14 protein-coding genes are annotated in these 17,043 nt (G+C 70.0%); 12 read left to right on the top strand and 2 right to left on the bottom strand.

The genetic code is table 11. The features are described 5' to 3' along the window. Positions 1-89 precede the first annotated feature (89 nt). The gene (locus tag P3G67_RS23995) at positions 90-275 is read right to left on the bottom strand and encodes a thiocillin/thiostrepton family thiazolyl peptide (protein WP_276095318.1); all 186 of its coding nucleotides are present in this window, start codon (positions 273-275) and stop codon (positions 90-92) included. 439 nt (positions 276-714) lie between these two features. Between P3G67_RS23995 and P3G67_RS23990 the strand changes: the two genes are divergently transcribed. The 9 genes from P3G67_RS23990 (at position 715) to P3G67_RS23950 (ending at position 8,094) form a co-directional block, all read left to right on the top strand. After that, positions 715-1,767, top strand: a complete 1,053-nt coding sequence (locus P3G67_RS23990) for an alpha/beta hydrolase (protein WP_276095376.1) — start codon at positions 715-717, stop codon at positions 1,765-1,767. Positions 1,768-1,809: 42 nt separating this feature from the next. Next, on the top strand, positions 1,810-2,391 hold the full coding sequence (locus tag P3G67_RS23985; protein WP_276095317.1) for a DUF2867 domain-containing protein: 582 nt from the start codon (positions 1,810-1,812) through the stop codon (positions 2,389-2,391). After that, positions 2,388-3,254: an SAM-dependent methyltransferase gene (locus P3G67_RS23980; protein ID WP_276095316.1), complete on the top strand. Its 867-nt coding sequence runs from the start codon at positions 2,388-2,390 to the stop codon at positions 3,252-3,254. Before P3G67_RS23985 ends, P3G67_RS23980 begins: the two co-directional genes overlap by 4 nt. Continuing rightward, positions 3,251-4,489 (top strand): acyl-CoA dehydrogenase family protein, encoded by a 1,239-nt coding sequence (locus P3G67_RS23975; protein WP_276095315.1) that lies wholly within the window; start codon positions 3,251-3,253, stop codon positions 4,487-4,489. The genes P3G67_RS23980 and P3G67_RS23975 overlap by 4 nt, the downstream gene beginning before the upstream one ends. 67 nt (positions 4,490-4,556) lie before the next feature. Further along, positions 4,557-4,985, top strand: coding sequence for an ester cyclase (locus tag P3G67_RS23970; RefSeq protein ID WP_276095314.1), 429 nt, complete (start codon positions 4,557-4,559; stop codon positions 4,983-4,985). 4 nt (positions 4,986-4,989) lie between these two features. Further along, on the top strand, positions 4,990-6,012 hold the full coding sequence (locus P3G67_RS23965) for a pyridoxal phosphate-dependent aminotransferase (RefSeq protein WP_276095313.1): 1,023 nt from the start codon (positions 4,990-4,992) through the stop codon (positions 6,010-6,012). 98 nt (positions 6,013-6,110) lie between these two features. After that, entirely contained in the window at positions 6,111-6,917 is an 807-nt protein-coding gene (gene nshR / locus P3G67_RS23960; RefSeq protein WP_276095312.1) for an NshR/TsnR family 23S rRNA methyltransferase, read from the top strand. Positions 6,918-7,070: 153 nt separating this feature from the next. Continuing rightward, the gene (locus P3G67_RS23955; protein WP_276095375.1) at positions 7,071-7,667 is read left to right on the top strand and encodes a UTRA domain-containing protein; all 597 of its coding nucleotides are present in this window, start codon (positions 7,071-7,073) and stop codon (positions 7,665-7,667) included. A gap of 142 nt (positions 7,668-7,809) precedes the next feature. Continuing rightward, positions 7,810-8,094: a hypothetical protein gene (locus P3G67_RS23950; protein WP_276095311.1), complete on the top strand. Its 285-nt coding sequence runs from the start codon at positions 7,810-7,812 to the stop codon at positions 8,092-8,094. A gap of 139 nt (positions 8,095-8,233) precedes the next feature. Here P3G67_RS23950 and P3G67_RS23945 read toward each other — a convergent pair whose 3' ends face one another. Continuing rightward, complete coding sequence (locus P3G67_RS23945; protein WP_276095310.1) at positions 8,234-12,250, bottom strand: nSTAND1 domain-containing NTPase; 4,017 nt, start codon at positions 12,248-12,250, stop codon at positions 8,234-8,236. A gap of 768 nt (positions 12,251-13,018) precedes the next feature. On the opposite strand from P3G67_RS23945, the gene P3G67_RS23940 reads away from it, so the two are divergent. The 3 genes from P3G67_RS23940 (at position 13,019) to P3G67_RS23930 (ending at position 16,892) form a co-directional block, all read left to right on the top strand. After that, a complete protein-coding gene (locus P3G67_RS23940) occupies positions 13,019-14,650 on the top strand; it encodes a carboxylesterase family protein (RefSeq protein WP_276095309.1) in 1,632 nt (543 codons plus the stop codon). Positions 14,651-14,889: 239 nt separating this feature from the next. Then, positions 14,890-16,053 (top strand): 3-deoxy-7-phosphoheptulonate synthase, encoded by a 1,164-nt coding sequence (locus P3G67_RS23935; RefSeq protein ID WP_391858332.1) that lies wholly within the window; start codon positions 14,890-14,892, stop codon positions 16,051-16,053. Positions 16,054-16,121: 68 nt separating this feature from the next. Then, entirely contained in the window at positions 16,122-16,892 is a 771-nt protein-coding gene (locus P3G67_RS23930; protein ID WP_276095308.1) for a 2,3-dihydro-2,3-dihydroxybenzoate dehydrogenase, read from the top strand. Positions 16,893-17,043: the final 151 nt, after the last annotated feature.

The raw sequence follows: 17,043 nt of genomic DNA, 5'->3' as shown, positions 1-17,043 counted from the left end.
GTCGTCGTGGACCGCCAGGGGGCGAGGACCGCCCCCGCCCCGTGCTGGCGGCGAGAGCGGCCCTCGATGGTGCGAGCTAGCTACCTAGCTCAGGAGCTGCAGCTGCAGGTGCAGATGCAGGTGGTGCACGAGGCCGAGATGGCCATGGTGTGGGTCAGGTCGTGCTCGTCGAGCAGCGACTCGTCCAGGTAGTCGCTGATCTCGAGGGTGTCGGTGTCGAGCCCGGTCAGGCCCATGACCCCGAGGTCCGCGTGGATTTCGGCAGGAGCGCTCATTTAATCGACCTCTCCATCACTGGTGTTTACAGACGGCAGGTAGCCGCTGACTTTTGGATGCCTACGGGATCTCGGCGACGCGCTCAAGAATTACCCGGCTCTCGAATGATCGCCAAGCTGAGGCTCATTCGATGAGAGCACGCAGCCATTGATCTGTCTACCGCCGATTCGAATTCGCAAGCGTCATTCCGTGTAGCCGTACCAATGGTGGACATATGTCGATTTGGGCAATCGTCGCTCATACCCTTGACAGGCCCGCGGCCGTCGGTTTGAATCGCCGTCAGTTGGGCGGATTGCGGTTGCTGACGAGTCAGTAGACGCCGTCAGTGCCTTCTTGGGGCAACTGAACCGGTGTAATGCATTCCGCTTATGGCTCTTGACGCGGGGGAGAAGAGCTCTGTACGCCTGTATTGGCTTTCGACGGCCTTCTGCGGTGGCGATGCGAGCCATCGCGGTGATCCTGATCCTCTTCGGCTGTCTCGCCACGACGTCGGCCGGGGATTCCGCTAGCGCCGCCTCGCGGCGACCGCCGGTAGCCGCCGGCACTTCCTGTCGCTCGGTCCGCTTCCCTGCGCACCTGGCCGGTACGGCATCGGTGCAGGTCAGCGGGCTTCTCTGTCTGCCCGCCGACGGCCTGGGCGAGCACCCGCTGCAGATCCTGCTGGCCGGTGCGACCTACGACAAGCAGTACTGGCTGCTGCCGTCGGCGCCCGGCCGCCCGTCCTGGGTGAGCTGGATGGCCGCCCGTGGGCAGTCGACGTTGACCCTTGACCGCCCGGGGACCGGTGACAGCGGTCGGCCACCCGCTGACCTGCTCACGATGGCCAGCGAGGCCGACGTCGTGCATCAGATCGTCGGCCAACTGCGCTCCGGCGTCCGCCACGGCCGTCGCTTCGGTCGAATCGTGCTGGTCGGGCACTCCGTGGGCACCAGCGTCGCCTTGGTGGAGGCGGCCACCTATCACGATGTCGACGGTGTCGTGGCCAGCGGCTTCCTGCACTCCTACGGCCCCAAGCTGGGCACCTTGTTCTCCGACATGCACCCCGCGGCCCAGGACCCCCGGTTCACCGGGGAGACCGAGCCGGACGGTTACCTGACCACGCTGCCCAATACCAGGGCGACCTACTTCTACGATTCACGCGATTCGTCGCCGGTGATCGTCGATCTGGACGAGTTGACCAAATCGACCATGACCACGGGTGAGGAACGCACCATTCCGGCTGCGGCTGACCCGAAAATCTCGCAAGCGATCACCGTTCCTGTTCTTGTCGGGGTCGGCGAGAATGATCAGCTCTTCTGCGGCGGTCCCCTTTCGTTTCCGTGCACAGATGCGTCCGCAATTATCGCGCACGAGCAGCCCTTCTATTCTCCGGCTGCGAATATCGAAGCGTATGTATTGCCCGGGGCGGGGCACGTGATGAATCTGCAGGACAACTCGACGCGGTGGTTCGCCGCGGCGACCGACTGGCTGAACCGCCGGTTTCCCGCCTGACTGACCGACATCATCAAGTTCGCGCTGCCATGGAGTGATCACATGCGCTTCCGAGAATGCGCCGTGCCCGAAGGCACCCGGCTCGCCACGTTCCGGGACGAGACCTCGTACCTGGCCGCGTCGGCTGTCGAGGTCGACCTGCCCGCCGATGTCCCGGTGACCGCGCCGGAGCTGGCCCAGGCTGCGATGGTCCGGCCCAACTTCGTTCCGGAGCGGCTTTTGGCGATCGCCGACGCGCTGATCCACATCCAGGGCGTGCTGTTCAAACCGTTGGGGTTCGAGCCGGTCGCCAACCCCCGCAAGCGTACCCAGCCCGAGTTCGCGGTCGGCAAGCGCTTCGGACCCTGGCAGGTCTACAGCATCCAGGACGACGAGGTGCTGCTCGGCGACACCGACCCGATGTGGGACTTCCGGGTTTCGTTCCTGGTGGCCCCTGGACACGCGCGCCTCGGGGTGGTGCTGCGGGCGCGCAACAAGCCGGGTGAGCTCTACTACCGGGCGGTACGCCGGATGCAGCAGCGCATGCTGCGCGACTCCTTGCAGCGGGGACTGGAGGCGCTGGCGGCCCGCGCGCCGCGCGCCGCGAACACCCCGGACGTCCCTGCCGTTGACGAGGCGCGGTGACCGCCGGGGTCAGCAGTACTGCCGAGTGGATCGCCCACGCCCGGGCCGCGGAGACAGTCCGGGCGGACCGGTTGTTCGCCGATCCTCTCGCGGTCACCTTCACCGAGCTCACCAACGCGCCGTTGCTCGCTGAGTTTCGCGACGCGCCGACACCGCGGTTCGACGTCTTGGCAGTACGCACCCGGTTCTTCGACGACTACCTGATCGCCGCGACCGGACCCGGCGCGCTGCGCCAGGTGGTGCTGCTCGCCGCCGGACTGGACAGCCGGGCCTACCGCCTCGACTGGCCCGCCGGAACAAGGGTCTTCGAGCTCGACCTTCCGGAGTTGTTCGAGGCGAAGGAAGACCTGCTGCGGAAGGCCGACCTGCCGGCCCCGTCCTGCGAGCGGCTGATCGTGTCGGCGGACCTCAGGCAGGACTGGCCCGCGAAGCTGCGAGCGGCCGGGTTCGATCCCGGTACGCCGACCGTCTGGCTCGTCGAGGGACTGCTGTACTACCTGACGGAGGAACAGGCCGACGCGGTGGTGGGTGAGCTGAGCGCGCTGTCCGCGCCGGGCAGCGTCCTCGCACTAGAGCAGGTCAACACGGACACCTACCGGGCCCCGTGGATGCAGGACTGGCTGGCCCAGATGCGGGCCGAGGGGCGAGCCTGGCAGTCCGGCGTCGCCGAACCGGAGCAGTGGCTGGCCGGGCACCGCTGGGAGGCCACCGTCGTCGAGCCATCCGATCTGGACATTGCGGTGGGCAGACGGATACCGCGAACCCCGGCGCGGGACGTGCCCGGAGTGGCACGAACGTGGCTGATCACCGCAGAGCTCAACAGCACACCCGAAAACCAAGGCAATGCGAGGCGACGCGGATGAAGATCAACCTCGCGCTGCGCGGCGGACGGTTCGTGACGCTCGCCGAAGAGCTGGCCGACCGGTTCCGGGACCGCGCAGCCGGTTTCGACGAGCGCGGCGAGTTCCCGCACCGCAACATCGACGAACTGCGCGAGAGCGGCTACCTCGGTCTCACGGTGCCGGAGGAACTGGGCGGTCTCGGCGGTGACCTCACCGACATGGTCGTCGCGCAGGAGCGGCTCGCGGCTGGTTGCGGTTCCACGGCGCTCGTGGTCAACATGCACCTGTCCATGACCGGGCAGCTCGCCAGGGCCTGGCGGAGCACCGGCAACGAACGCGCCGAGGAACTGCTGCGTGGCGCGGCCGACGGCACCGTCTTCCTCGCCGGCGCGACCGCCGAGCCCGGCCACGCGCTCGTGCGGTCCACCGGCAGCAAGGCGCTGCGGGTCGACGGCGGTTACCTGGTGAGCGGAAAGAAGACCTTCGGTACCGGGACTGCAGTGGCGACCCATCTCACCTCGATGGCCGTGTACGAGGACCACCCCGACGGCCCGCAGGTGCTGGTCTTCCGGATCCCCGCCGACGCTCCTGGCCTGACGGTCATGACGGGTACCTGGCACACCTCCGGTATGCGCGCGACGTGCAGCGACAACGTCGAACTGCACGACGTCGAGGTGCCCGACGACGCGGTGTCGCTCCAGTTTCCCGAAGGCCATCTCGACGGCACGCTGCTGCAGACGTTGTGGGGCTGGGCGATGCCCTCCTTCGGGGCCGTTTACCTGGGGATCGCGGTCGGCGCTTTGGAGGAGTGCGTTCGCGACGTACAGCGGCGCGGCTGGCAGCACCGGGCTTTCGCCCAGAACACGATCGCCGAGTGCGAGGTGCTGGTGGAGACCGCGCGCGCGGTGATCGGGCGGACCGCCGAGGAGGTCATGGGCAACAGTCTGTGGACCGCTCTCGACGTCCAGGAGGGCATGGCCCGGGTGATCACGGCCAAGCTGGTCGGCACCAACAACGCGGTGAGCATCGTCGACCGGGTGGTGCAGCTCGTCGGTTCACCAGCGCTGAAGGCCGGTTCACTCTACGACCGCGCGCAGCGCGACGTCCGGGCCGGCACCATGCACCCCTACAGCAACGCGGACGCGCAGGAACTCATCTCCTCGACAGCGCTGGGCCTGCCGGTCGCGCCGGTCAACCCGCCGATGTCGACCGAACTGGCCACTGCGGCGGACACCGCGCCCCACCTCGCCCGCTGAGCGCGGGTCCCGACAGCTCGAAGCAGACTGGAATCCCGGCCGGTCCGACAACCGAAAGTGGGAAAGCATGGACCGCGCGATCGCCGAGCGGCTCGTCGACGACTTCGTCAGTGCCTACAACACGGGCAACCCCGATCTGCTCGACCGCTGCATGGCCGCCGACTACCGCCATCCGAACCCCGCCGTTCCGGACCGGACCGCGTTCAAGGCCGTGGTCGGCCGGTGGTGCCATGCTGTCGCCGACCTCGAACTCACCGTGCGGGACCTGATCGTCGAGGGCGACAAGATCGTGGTGCGGATGACGTTCAGCGGGCGGCACGTGGGCGAGATGCTGGGCATCGCACCCACCGGTCGCACGTTCTCGGTCGGTCTGATCGACATCTTCCTGGTGGAGAACGGTCTGCTGGCCCAGCACTGGGACGAGATGGACCTCCTCGGTCTGTACCGGCAACTGGGCGCGCTGCCGGAAGCCGCCGTCTCCCCGACCAAGAGGTGACGGCATGTCATCCACGGCGCCGTCGACCCGGCTCGACCGCAACGAACTTCCGTTCCCTCCCGATTCGCTCACGCTCGGACAACTCGGCGACGTGCTCCGGCAGGCGAACCGGTATCCCTCCGACGTGTGGCACGCCCGGGCCGTCGAGCTGATCGCCGCGGCCAACGACTGTCGGTCGGCCGAGGTGCTTCTCGGCGCGGGCAGTTCGCAGATACTGGACCTGATCTGGCGGGCGACGGTGGCGCCCGGAGCCGTCGTCGCCTACATGTCGCCGGGCTTCGAGATGTACCCGATCTACACCCGCCGACAGCACGGCGTGCCGATCGAGGTTCCCCTGACCGCGGAACTGGGGACCGACCTCGATCGACTGGCCGAGATCGGCGAGACCGAACGACCGGCGCTGATCGCCGTCATCAATCCGCACAGCCCGAGTGGAGTCCGCGCCCGCGCCGCCGACATCGCGGACTTCGCCGCCCGGGTACCACGCGAGGTCGTCGTCGTGCTGGACGAGGCGTACCGGGAGTTCGACGAGGACGCCGACCCCCGGTCCTCGGCCGAGTTGGCCGTCTCCCTCCCCAACGTGGTGGTGACGCGAACGTTCTCCAAGGCCTATGGCCTGGCCGGACTGAGGATCGGCTATGCCATCGCGAACCCTCAACTGATCGCCAGGATCAGCGAGTTCTCGATGCCTTTCACCGTGTCCGACCTCGCCTGTGCGGCCGCGGTGGAGGCGCTCCGGCAACCCGCTCGGCACGCCGCACGCATGGCCGAGATCCGAGCCGAACGCGCGCGCCTGACGGCCGAACTACGTGCCTGCGGCTTTGACGCCGTCGACAGTGCCACGAACTTCGTGCTCGTCCCCGGGCACCCCGGCTTCGCCGAGCACCTGCGTGCTCTCGGTATCGCGGTGAGTACCTCGGCCATCGGCACCCGTCTGACCGTCGGTGACCACCACGATCGCGCCACAGTGGTCGCCGCCGCGCGGAAGTACGGCAGCCGGCTCGGATCCACCACACTGCCGGCCTGACCTTCCGGCCATGATCGCGCCGGGCCGGGGCGGCCGGGAAGGCGGGCTGCCCGGGGCTGGAGGCTCGTCGTCGCGGTGACGCACGGTAAAATTCAGCCATGGCCAGCCCCGATGTCATCACCGAGCGATCCGATCCCGCGGTCCAAAGGATCATCGACGTCACCAAGCACTCGAGGTCCGTTGTCCGGACGGCGTTGATCGAGGACACGGAGCCTCTCGTGCAGTGCGTTCGCGCGGGGCTGGACTTCATCGAGGTCTACGGGCTGGAGAGCCACCCCGTGCCGAGCGAGTTGCTCGCCGCCTGCCAGGAGCGGAACATTCCGGTCCGGCTGATGGGGTCCTCGATCGTCAATCAGGTGTTCAAGGGCGACAAGAAGCCCAAGACGTTCGGTATCGCCCGGGTACCCAAGCCGTGCCGTCTGGAGGACCTGGCCGGCACGACCGGCGACCTCATCGTCCTCGACGGGGTGAAGATCGTCGGCAACATCGGTGCCATCGTGCGGACGGCCTTCGCGCTCGGAGCCGGGGGCATCGTGCTGGTGGACAGCGATCTGGTGAGCATCGCGGACCGGCGCCTGGTCCGGGCGAGCCGAGGGTACGTGTTCTCGCTCCCGGTCGTCCTCGCGTCGCGGGAGGAGGCGATCGGCTACTTCCGGGACAGCGGTACGCGTCTGATGGCCTTCGGCGCCGACGGAGAACTCGGCGTCGGTGATCTGCGTGGCATCGATGAGCGGCTGGCGCTCCTGTTCGGCAGTGAGAAGACCGGTGCGTCGAGCGAGTTCGAGGGCCTCTCGGTCAACACGGTGTCGATTTCCATGAATCCCGCGGCCGAGTCGCTCAATGTCTCCGTCTCCGCCGGGATCGCGCTGCACGAGCGGGCCCACTGGAACCTCTCCGGCCGCTGAGGAGCCGCACGGCGGCTGGGCGTGGTCGCCGCCTGTCGGGGCGTGGACGGCCGGGGATGGTCACCGCGAGCCCGCTCGGCGGGGCGTCCGGCGCGTCGCGCCGTGACGACCTAGGGTGCGCGAGCCACGGTGGTCAGCGACGGCGAGGTGATCATGGCGCAGCGGGGTGGACGTCGAGAGGTCCGGCGTTCCAACGACCGGCACCAGCGGGAGAAGGACCGGGCACGCGCGTCCCGGGAGGAGCGGCGGGCCACCGGGTCCACCGAGTACGAAACCGGGCTGAGCGCCTGCGATCTCGTCTTCCATGCCGCGTACCGCGCGGTGGAGGCCGACGAGGAGCTTGCCGGTGTGTTCGGGGTGCCGGTCGGGGCCCGGCTGCTGGAGCGGAGCTACCGGACCCGCTACCGCGAGGAGGACGCGCCGTTCAACATCGTGCGTTCCTACCTCCCGCACGACCTCGTGGCGGCCAACCCGGACCTGCTGGACGAGACGAAGGAGCCCTGGCCGGGCGGTACGCAAAGTCAGCTGTACACCGTCGGCATCGAGGTCGACCAGGTCGTGGAGCATGTCACCGCGCGCCCGGCGACCGCCGACGAGGCGGCGGAGCTCGGCCTTCCGGACGGTGCTCCGGTGATGGCGCTGCGAAAGGTGTCCACGGACGTCACCGGGCGGGTGGTGGACGTCTCCGAGGTCGTACTGCCCGGTGACCGCACAGAGTTGGTGTTCACCACCCGCCTGCCAAGGTGGTGACCGCGGCCAAGCTGTCTCCGTCTTCACGGCGGTGCACGCCCCCGCGCGCACCATGGCGCTGTCCCGCGCCGGGGGCGGTACGCGAAGGTGCCGCCCCGTACACCCCGGCGCGCTGGCGCGGAGCTGGAGCACTGGAGTGCCCATGGCCACGGCGACCCCGTGCACCCCGGCGCGCTGTTCGTCCGGCGTGGGTTGCTGTCGGCCCGGGACGGCGGGCGCCCAAGTGGCGCCCGCCGCACCGCAGTCGCGGCGCAGCGCACGCGAGGAGCGGCGGCACCAGGTGCTGATGGCCGCCCTCGGCGCGGCCGGTCTGACGGACCTGGGGCCGGAGGACTCCTCCGCGATGGCCCAGATCGTCGACGCCCTGGACGAGGGCGCCGTGCGCGCGGTCGCGCACTGGCTGGCGCCGGCCAACGGGCAGGCGTGAAAAGGAAAAGGCCCGAGCGCTGGCGACGGGGGATGCACCAACGTTCGGGCTCTACGTGACGGTAACAAGGGTTGGGCCCGTGCGGGAGGCCGCCTGCCAGTCAGAACGGCCAGGTGTGATGGAAATCACGAACTGCCATTCAGTTCCCGCACGGTGGCTCGTACGGCAGACCTGGCAGGTACTTCTGCCAGGTCTCCCTCGTCAGCAGACCCCGGGTGGTCGAACAGACGCGACGCGCGGCCTGGTCGACGTCCAGGCTCCACAGTCGCACGGTGTCGGAACCGCTCGACACCCCGAGCAGACCCCCCTTGGGGCTGAACGACAGGAAGTGACCGGTCTTGGCGTTGGGGCTGATCGATTCGCCGATGGCGGTGGCCGCGGCCGGACGTGACACGTTCCAGAACCGGACCTCGTTGTCGTCACCGCCGCTGGCCAACGTGTGGCCGTCCGGGCTGAACGACAGCGACGCGACCGATTCGGTGTGACCGGTGAGCGGCCTGCCCAGCTGGGTCACCCGGAGCAGATTGGTGACGTTCCACAACCGGACCGTGCTGTCGTCGCTGGCGCTGGCCAGCGTGTGCCCGTCCGGACTGAACGCGAGCGCGTTGATCGGGCCCAGGTGGCCGGTGAGCGGCGCGCCGAGCGGCGTCGGGTGCCGTGGGCCGGTCACGTTCCACAGCCGTACGTCGTCGTCTGCGCTGCCGCAGGCGAGCGTATGGCCGTCAGGGCTGAAGGCCAGTGCGTTGACGTACCCCGCGGGACCGGTGAGCGGCGCGCCGAGCGGTATGGGGTGGGCCGGGTCGGCGATGTCCCACAGCTGCACGCTGTCGTCGTCGTACGCGGTCGCCAGGACACGGCCGTTCGGGCTGAAGGCCATCGCGTTCGCGCCCGCGTAGCGGGTCCGCAGTTCCAGTGGCGGGCCGTAGGGGACCGGACGGGTGGGGTCGGCGACGTTCCACAGCCGGACCGTGTCGCTTCCTGACCGGAACACGAGCGTTCGGCCGTCGGGGGTGAATATCGCCGGCCATTCCCGCTCCCAAATGAGCCCCGGCGTGAACGGTTTGCTGAGCGGTACGGGCCGGGTCGGCTTGGTCACGTCCCACAGCCGGGCGGTGTTGTCGGCCGCCGCGGTTACCAGGATGCGGCCGTCCGGGCTGAACGCGCCGGTCTGGCCGAGGAGATCCGACGTCGGGATCGACCACAACCGGACCTTGCTGTCCCCCGTCCCGGTGGCCAGCGTGCGCCCGTCCGGACTGAAGCCGACGGTGTACATCCCGCTGCTGCTGCCCGCCAGGGGCTCTCCGACCTGGGACGGGTACGCCGGGTCACTGACGTTCCACAGGCTGGCTGTGCTGTCCGAGCTGCCCGCGGCCAGCATGGTGCCGTCCGGGCTGAACGCCACTGACCACACGGGTCCGGTGTGACCGGTGAGCGGTGCGCCGAGGGGTGCCGCGTGGGCCGGGTCGGTCACGTTCCACAGCCGGATGGTGTCATCGGTGCTGCCGCTGGCCAGCGTGCGCCCGTCCGGGGCGAAGGCCACCGAGTGCACCCCCGCGGTGTGCCCGGTCAACGGCTCGCCCAGTGGCTGCGGGTGGGCCGGATCCGCCACGTCCCACAGCCGGACTTTGTTGTCGTCGCCGCCGCTGGCCAGCGTCCGTCCGTCCGGGCTGAACGCCACCGAGCGCACCGCCCCGGTGTGCCCGGTCAACGGGGGTCCCAGCGGCCGTGGTTGCCGCGGATCGCGCACGTCCCACAGCCGGACGGTGTGGTCCTCGTCGGCGGACGCCAGTGTGTGCCCGTCCGGGCTGAACGCGACGAGGTAGATGGTGCCGTCGTGCCCGGCCAGCGGCGGTGCCAGCGGCCGTGGTTGGCGTGGATCACGCACGTCCCACAACCGAATCGTTCCGTCGTCCGAGGAGCTCGCCAGGGTGCGGCCGTCCGGGCTGAAGACCGCGGCGCTCACCCAACTGGTGTGCCCGGCGAGGGGCTTGCCCAGCGGCTTGGGGCGGGTGGTGTCGGCCACGTCCCACAGCCGGATGGTGCGGTCGTAGCTGGCGGTGGCCAGGATGCGCCCGTCGGGGCTGAACGAGGTCAGGTACACCGCGCCGGTGTGGCCGAGCAGTGGTGTGGCCAGAGGCGCGTTCTCGGTGGAGATCAGCCGGCCCGCGACGCCGTGGTCGCCCGGCCGCAAGTGGTGTGCCACCAGGTCGAGTTGGGCGGAAAGCGACGGGTCCACGTTCTGGGCGCGGTCGGCCTCGGCGACCACCTGCTCGAAGACGGCGTCGTCCCGCTGCTGTCGGGCGACCACCGCTGAGACCACCGCCAGCACCGCGAGGACCACCAGCGCCGACACCGCGGCGCGGGCGAGCCAGACGGTGCGCCGTCGCAGCCGGGCGGACGCGGCCAGGAACTCGGCGACGCCACGGGTCAGGAAGGTGTTCCCCGCCGACTGGGCCCAGGCGCGGGCCACCTCCAGGCGGCTGCCCCGGTACAGCAGCGCGGTGTCCTTGTCGGAAGCCTCCCAGGCCCTGCTGTCCTCCTCCAGCCTCTGCCGCAGCAGGTTGTCATGGCGGTCCTCGTCCAGCCAGTCGCGCAGTCGCGGCCAGGCGTGCAGCAGCGCCTCGTGGGTGATCTCCACCGACTCCGCGTCCAGCGTCACCAGTCGGGCGCGTACCAGGGCCTCCAGTGACTCCTCGGTCTTGTCCGGATCGGTGGACTCGTCCGCCAACTGGCGCCGGGTGCCGCGCCTTCGGGTGGCCTGGGTGTCCTCGCCCAGCCGGACCAGCCGGAGCAGCAGCAGTCTGGCCGCGGCGCGCCCGGCCGGGTCGAGGCCGGACCAGGCCCGCTCGGCGGTGGCCGCAACCGCGCCCCGGATGCCGCCCGCGGCCCGGTAGCCGGAGAGCGTCAGTCTGCCCCCCTTGCGTCGCTGCCAGGTGGCGAGCAGGGCGTGTGAGAGCAGCGGCAGTGCCCCGGCTTCATGCGCGTGGCGCGCTCCGTCGGGGCCGGCCTGCCCGTCACCGGCGCTCACTTCCCTGATGATCAGTTCGGCCAGGCCTGGTTCCAGTTCCAGGCCGATCGCCTTGGCCGGGCCGATCACCGCCTCGCGCAGTTCCGTGGTGGTGAGCGGGCCGAGCACCATGTGCCGGTGCTGCAACGCGTCGGCCAGTTCCGGATGTACCAGGCACTGGCCGTAGAAGTCGGCTCGTACACCGAGCACGATCAATACCGGCGCGTCGCCGCCGGGTTGTGCGGGGGAAGCCGCGGCATGGAGCAGTTGGATGAATGCGCGCCTGCTCGATTCATCGCGGCAGAGGGTGAAGGACTCCTCGAACTGGTCGACTATGAGGATGGGGCGGGCGGTGGGCGGCGCCACCCGCCGAGCCCAGGCCGTAACCGATTCCCTTATCTGTTCGGCGAATTGCGGAATATTTGGTTCCGTCGCCTCTGGTGTGCCCGCATCCGGTATGGCGTCGGCCAGTTCGGGTATTCGCCGGGTCAACTCGGCGAGCGGATCGGTGCCCGGCACCATCACCAGTGCGGGACCCGCGACGAAATCCCCTTCGTCCAGTGCCCCGTTGAGCAGCGCCGGTACCAGCCCGGCCCTCAGCAGGGAGGACTTTCCAGCCCCGGATGCGCCCACCAGCATCACCAGGCCGGCGGAATTCCGGGCCGCGCGCAACTGGGCCACCAGGGCGTCCGTCGCCCTTTCCCGGCCGAAGAACCACCGCGCGTCCTCCTGGCGGAACGAGGCCAGTCCACGGTACGGGCAAACGCCCACCTCGGGTGGGGACTGCGGAGGATCGCCGGTTTCCTCCTCGGTGGTCGTCCGGACGCCCACCGCCTGTTCCCACAGGTTCTGCCACTGGGACAGGTCGTACAGGCCCGTGCTCACCGGCGTCGGCGCCAGCCGCCGGGCCTGCGGGATGAGGACGTGCAGCACGGCCGCCAGCGCGGCGTACTGCGCGGGTACGTTGCGGGCTCGCCGCCAGTCGCTGATCCGCTGGGCGGACACCTGTACCGGACGCCCTCGTTCGTCGACCCGTTGAAGGCGGCGGACCGCTTCCGCCACGGTCCTCAGGGGCGGGTTTCCAGCCTCCTTGTACAGCAGCGCGAGTTGTTCCGCGAAGGCCGCGCGCGCCTCCGAACCGGAGCTCAAGGTCTCCTCCGTCGAGTCTCCTGCCGTCCCCCGCCGCCCGTACCGTCCGGACCGGAAAACTGACTCTAGCGCAGTGACCTGCGGCGACGCCGTCCGGCCGGAACCGGAACCGCGGCGCGGAGGCGCTTTGCTGGCAGGATGCGGAACCACGCGACGATCTCGTTCGGCACCGGTCTCCACGAGGGGAGGGACCGGCGCCGAACGAGCGTCCTGGACGCGAAGCCTCCGCTACTTCCGGCCAATGGCCCGAGCGCCCGAAACCGGGTCGCCCCCGCTCGCGCCTCGCGACCGCGTCCACGCCCGCACACGGCCCCCGGCCCACTCGCTGCCCGGCGCCGACGCGTCCGCGCCCGTCTCCGCCGCGCGGTCACCGTGCCCCAACCGCCGTGCCACCAAAGCGAATTCCCGGCACAAAGGCCGAAAACAGCCGCCTCTTTTTTGTCGCCGTGACATACCGGCAGGTATTTGTCAGGTTACCGGGGTGAATCGTGGCCGGAACCTGATGGATTACCGCTCACCTGACGGATTTTTCAAACGCGCATTGGTCGCGGCTCCCGCTCCGGCACACGATCTAAAACCCGCAAGTTGTTCGGCGGCCCGGCTGTGCGAGGCCGGTGCGGCCCGGTACGTGTCGTACTTTCGCTCGTTGAGGGAGCACTGTGGCCATGAGCAATGCCGCCGTTGAATTCCAAGCCCGTCGTGTCCTGCAAATTACCGCTGTCATGGCCGGCGCCGCCGCGATAGCCCGCGGACTGGATGGTTCCTGAGATGGCGAAACCGTATGTGCTGACCGAGCTGACACATTCGGACTCCGCGTCCTCCGCCCACCCCTGTGACGTCGTGGTTCGCACCACGGAAGGACTTGTCGCCGGAACGCGGCATCCCGAATTCGCCGTGTTCCGCGGAGTTCCCTACGCCCGGCCCCCGTTGGGGGCGCTGCGATTCTCCTCGCCGCTGCCACCGGTCGCCTGGGACGGAGTGCGCGACGCCAGACGGTTCGTGCCGCCGTTCCTCCAGCCCGGCGTGCCGGAAAGCCGTGAGGACGCCCTGTACGCCAATGTCTGGACGCCGGATGTGCGCGGATCCCGGCCGGTGCTGGTCTACGTCCACGGCGGCGGCTGGCAGATAGGCGGCGGCGAACTGGCGACGTACGACGGGGCCCGTCCCGCGGTGCGCGGCGATCTGGTGGTGGTGACGTTCAACTACCGGCTCGGCGCGTTTGGTTTTGGCCTACACGAGGATCTCACCGACCCGCGCACCGGCTCGTTCGCCAACTGGGGGCTGCAGGACCAGGTGGAGCTGCTGCGCTGGGTGCGGCGGAACGCCGCGGCCTTCGGAGGCGACCCCGGCAACGTCACGCTGAGCGGTACGTCGGCCGGTGGCGCCAGCGCCTGGCAGCTCGCGCTGCTGCCCCAGGTACGCCCGCTGATCCGCCGGATCGTCCCGCTCAGCCCCTGCCATGTCTGGCAGCCCGCCGTCGGGCTGACCGCCGAGGACTCGCGCACGGTCTACGCGGCCATCGCCCGGCGACTGGGCACCGACGTACGGGGGTTACGGCACGTGCCCGCGGGCGCGCTGCTCGACGCCTGGCAGCGGGTGTTCTCCGGCAGCCCGGCCACGCGCCTCGTGGCGAGCGGACGCGAGTACCGGGGACCGGTGCCGGACGGCCGGTGGATGCGCGGCTTCGACCACCAACTGCCCGCGCCCGACCTGCCGTCGATGATCGTCTACACCCGTACCGAGGGCGCGTTCTTCACCGTCCCCGGCCTGTCAGCCCTTCCGGCGCCACCGGCGCCGCGCGACGAGCCGGAGCTGCGGGCGGCCGTGCGAAGGGTTCTGGAGAAGCGGACGCCCGAGGTCAGCGACCGCCTGGTGGACGACTGTCTGACCGCCTACCGGCAGGCCGCCGCGGCCGAGGGGCTGCCGCGGGACCCGTTGTCCCTGTGGACCGGGATCTGGGGCGACGGGCTGTTCCGGTACCCGATCGTCCGACTCGCCGAACGGGACGCCGGGGAGCGCCAAGCGGCCCAGTACGTCATGGAGTTCGCGCATCCCACCCGGCCGCCCGCGTTCGGCACCCCGCACGAGGCCACATCCAGGTTCTTGTTCGGCACCCACGGCATCGAGGAGAACGCCTGGGCCTACGGAGACGGTCCGTCGGAACGGCGGGTCTGCGACATGTTCATCGACCTCGTGGCCTCCTTCGCCCGCGACGGCGTACCGAGCGCCGCGGGCGTACCGGACTGGCCGGTCTTCCGCCCCGGCCGCCCCACCACGTTGGTTCTCGGCGCCGACGGCACCGCCCAAGCCGACGGCCCCCGCCTGGCCCGGCTGGCCACCACCCCGTACCCGCGCTCACTGCGGTTCTGGGATGACGTCGGCTGGGTGCCAAGGCCCTGACGCGCCTGATGAGGCGCCCTGATACGCGCCGTTCCGGAGGAGACCGTGCCGGTTCGGTGTGGAGCTCTACGGGAGGTCCCCGCATCGCCTCGCGCGACAGGGGGCCGTGCCGGCGGCGCGGCGTCCGTGAAACGCCGCGCCACATAGCACCTCCGCCCTGCGAGACACCTCCGCTTGGGAGACACCAGGAGACACCAGTGGACAACGCTCTTGTCAGCATCCCATCGAGTATCGAATCAATCAGCATCGAATCCATCAGGTCCAAGACCGCCGTTCAGCAGCCCGACTGGTCGGGCGACCAACTCCAGTGGGTCACGGACGAGTTGGCGGCACGTCCGCCTTTGGTCAACGCGTCGGACGTACGCCGACTTCGCACCCTGCTGGCCAGCGTCGCCGCGGGCGAGGCCCGCGTGGTGCAGGCCGGTGACTGCGCGGAGGACCCGGCCGAGTGCACCGCGGGCTATGTCGCCCGCAAGGCGGGCCTGTTGGACGTGCTGGCCGGCGTGATGAAGATGATCACGCACCGGCCGGTGGTGCGCGCGGGCCGTATGGCCGGGCAGTTCGGCAAGCCCCGATCCAAACCCACCGAGCGGGTCGGCGGCCGTGAACTCCATGTCTACCGCGGCCACATGGTCAACAGCCCGGAACCCGACCCCTTTCTGAGAAGGCCCGACCCGCGGCGGCTGCTCGCCGGTTACGAGGCGGCCAGCGAGGCGATGACCCACCTCGGCTGGCTCAACCCGGCCCGCAGGTCCGGCATCTGCCCGCCGGTGTGGACCAGTCACGAGGCGCTGCTGCTGGACTACGAGATCCCGATGCTGCGCCAGGACGAGCACGGCCGCCAGTACCTCGCCTCGACGCACTGGCCGTGGATCGGCGAGCGCACCCGGCAGGTGGACGGCGCCCATGTCGCGCTGCTCGCCGAGGTGGCCAACCCGATCGCCTGCAAGGTCGGTCCCGGCATGTCGTCCGACGAACTGCTGGAGTTGTGCGAACGGCTCGACCCGTGGCGGGAGCGCGGACGGCTCACGCTGATCGCCCGGATGGGCGCCGAGGTCGTCGCCGAACGGCTGCCCCGGCTGGTCAAGGCGGTACGGGCGGCGGGCCATCCGGTGATCTGGCTCACCGACCCGATGCACGGCAACACCGTCACCGCCGCCGACGGTCTCAAGACCCGCTTCGTCGACACCGTGGTGCGCGAGGTGCGGGACTTCCAGTGCGCGGTGCGGTCGGCGGGCGGCATCGCGGGCGGGCTGCACCTGGAGACCACACCGGACGACGTCACCGAGTGCTGCGTCAACGAGTCCGGTATCGACCAGGTCGGCGACAAGTACACGAGCTTCTGCGACCCGCGGCTCAACCCGGGTCAGGCCATATCCGTGGTCTCGGCTTGGGCGGCCTGAGCCACCGGCACGACCGAGCCCACCACACAACTGCCGTTCTGGGAACGGCCGCAGGGAGGTCCACAGCAATGGAGAACAAGGTCGCCCTTGTCACAGGGGCAGCGGGCGGAATCGGTACGGCCGTGGTCCGTGCGCTGGGCGAGCGCGGCGCCGCGGTGGCCGCCGTCGACCGGGACGCCGACGGGCTGCGGGACGTCGTGGAGAAGCTGACCGCCGACGGCCTGCGGGTCGCCGCGTTCCCCGCCGACGTCACCGACAGCGCCCAGGTCGACGCCGTGGTCGAAGCGGTGGAGGCACGGCTGGGTCCGGTGGAGTACCTGGTCAACGCCGCGGGGGTGCTGCGCCTCGGCGAGGTCAGGCACTTCAGCGACGAGGACTGGTCCACCACCTTCGGGGTCAATGTGAACGGCGTGTTCCATCTGTCCCGGGCGGTGGTCAACCGCATGGCACCGCGGATGCGCGGCGCGATCGTCACCGTGGCGTCCAACGCCGCCGGGACACCGCGTACCGAGATGGCCGCCTATGCCGCCTCCAAGGCGGCGGCCTCGATGTTCACCAAGAGCCTCGGCCTGGAGGTCGCCAGGTTCGGTATCCGGTGCAACGTCGTGGCCCCCGGGTCCACCGACACACCCATGCTCAGCTCGATGTGGCACGACGAGTCAGGACCCGCCGGAACCATCGAGGGCCGCCCCGACGCGTTCCGGGTGGGCATCCCGCTGGGCCGGCTGGCCCGCCCGTCCAACATCGCCGACGCCGTCGTGTTCCTGCTGTCCGACCAGGCAGCGCATATCACCTTGCACGTCCTCACGGTCGACGGCGGCGCGGGACTCGGCGCTTAGGCCTGTCCGGCGGATCGTGAGCCGTGGGTCCGCGGCGGTGGCATGGCCGCCGGTCCACATCGTCGTGGCCGTTCGCCGTCGCGGCGGGACTCGTCACCCCCGCGACGGCGACACGGACCCGTACGGCGCGGACCGGCGGCGCCGCGGCGTC

The organism is Streptomyces silvisoli, from assembly GCF_029269905.1.
Lineage (GTDB): Bacteria > Actinomycetota > Actinomycetes > Streptomycetales > Streptomycetaceae > Streptantibioticus_A > Streptantibioticus_A silvisoli_A.
This window is presented reverse-complemented; position numbering and strand designations above follow the sequence as displayed.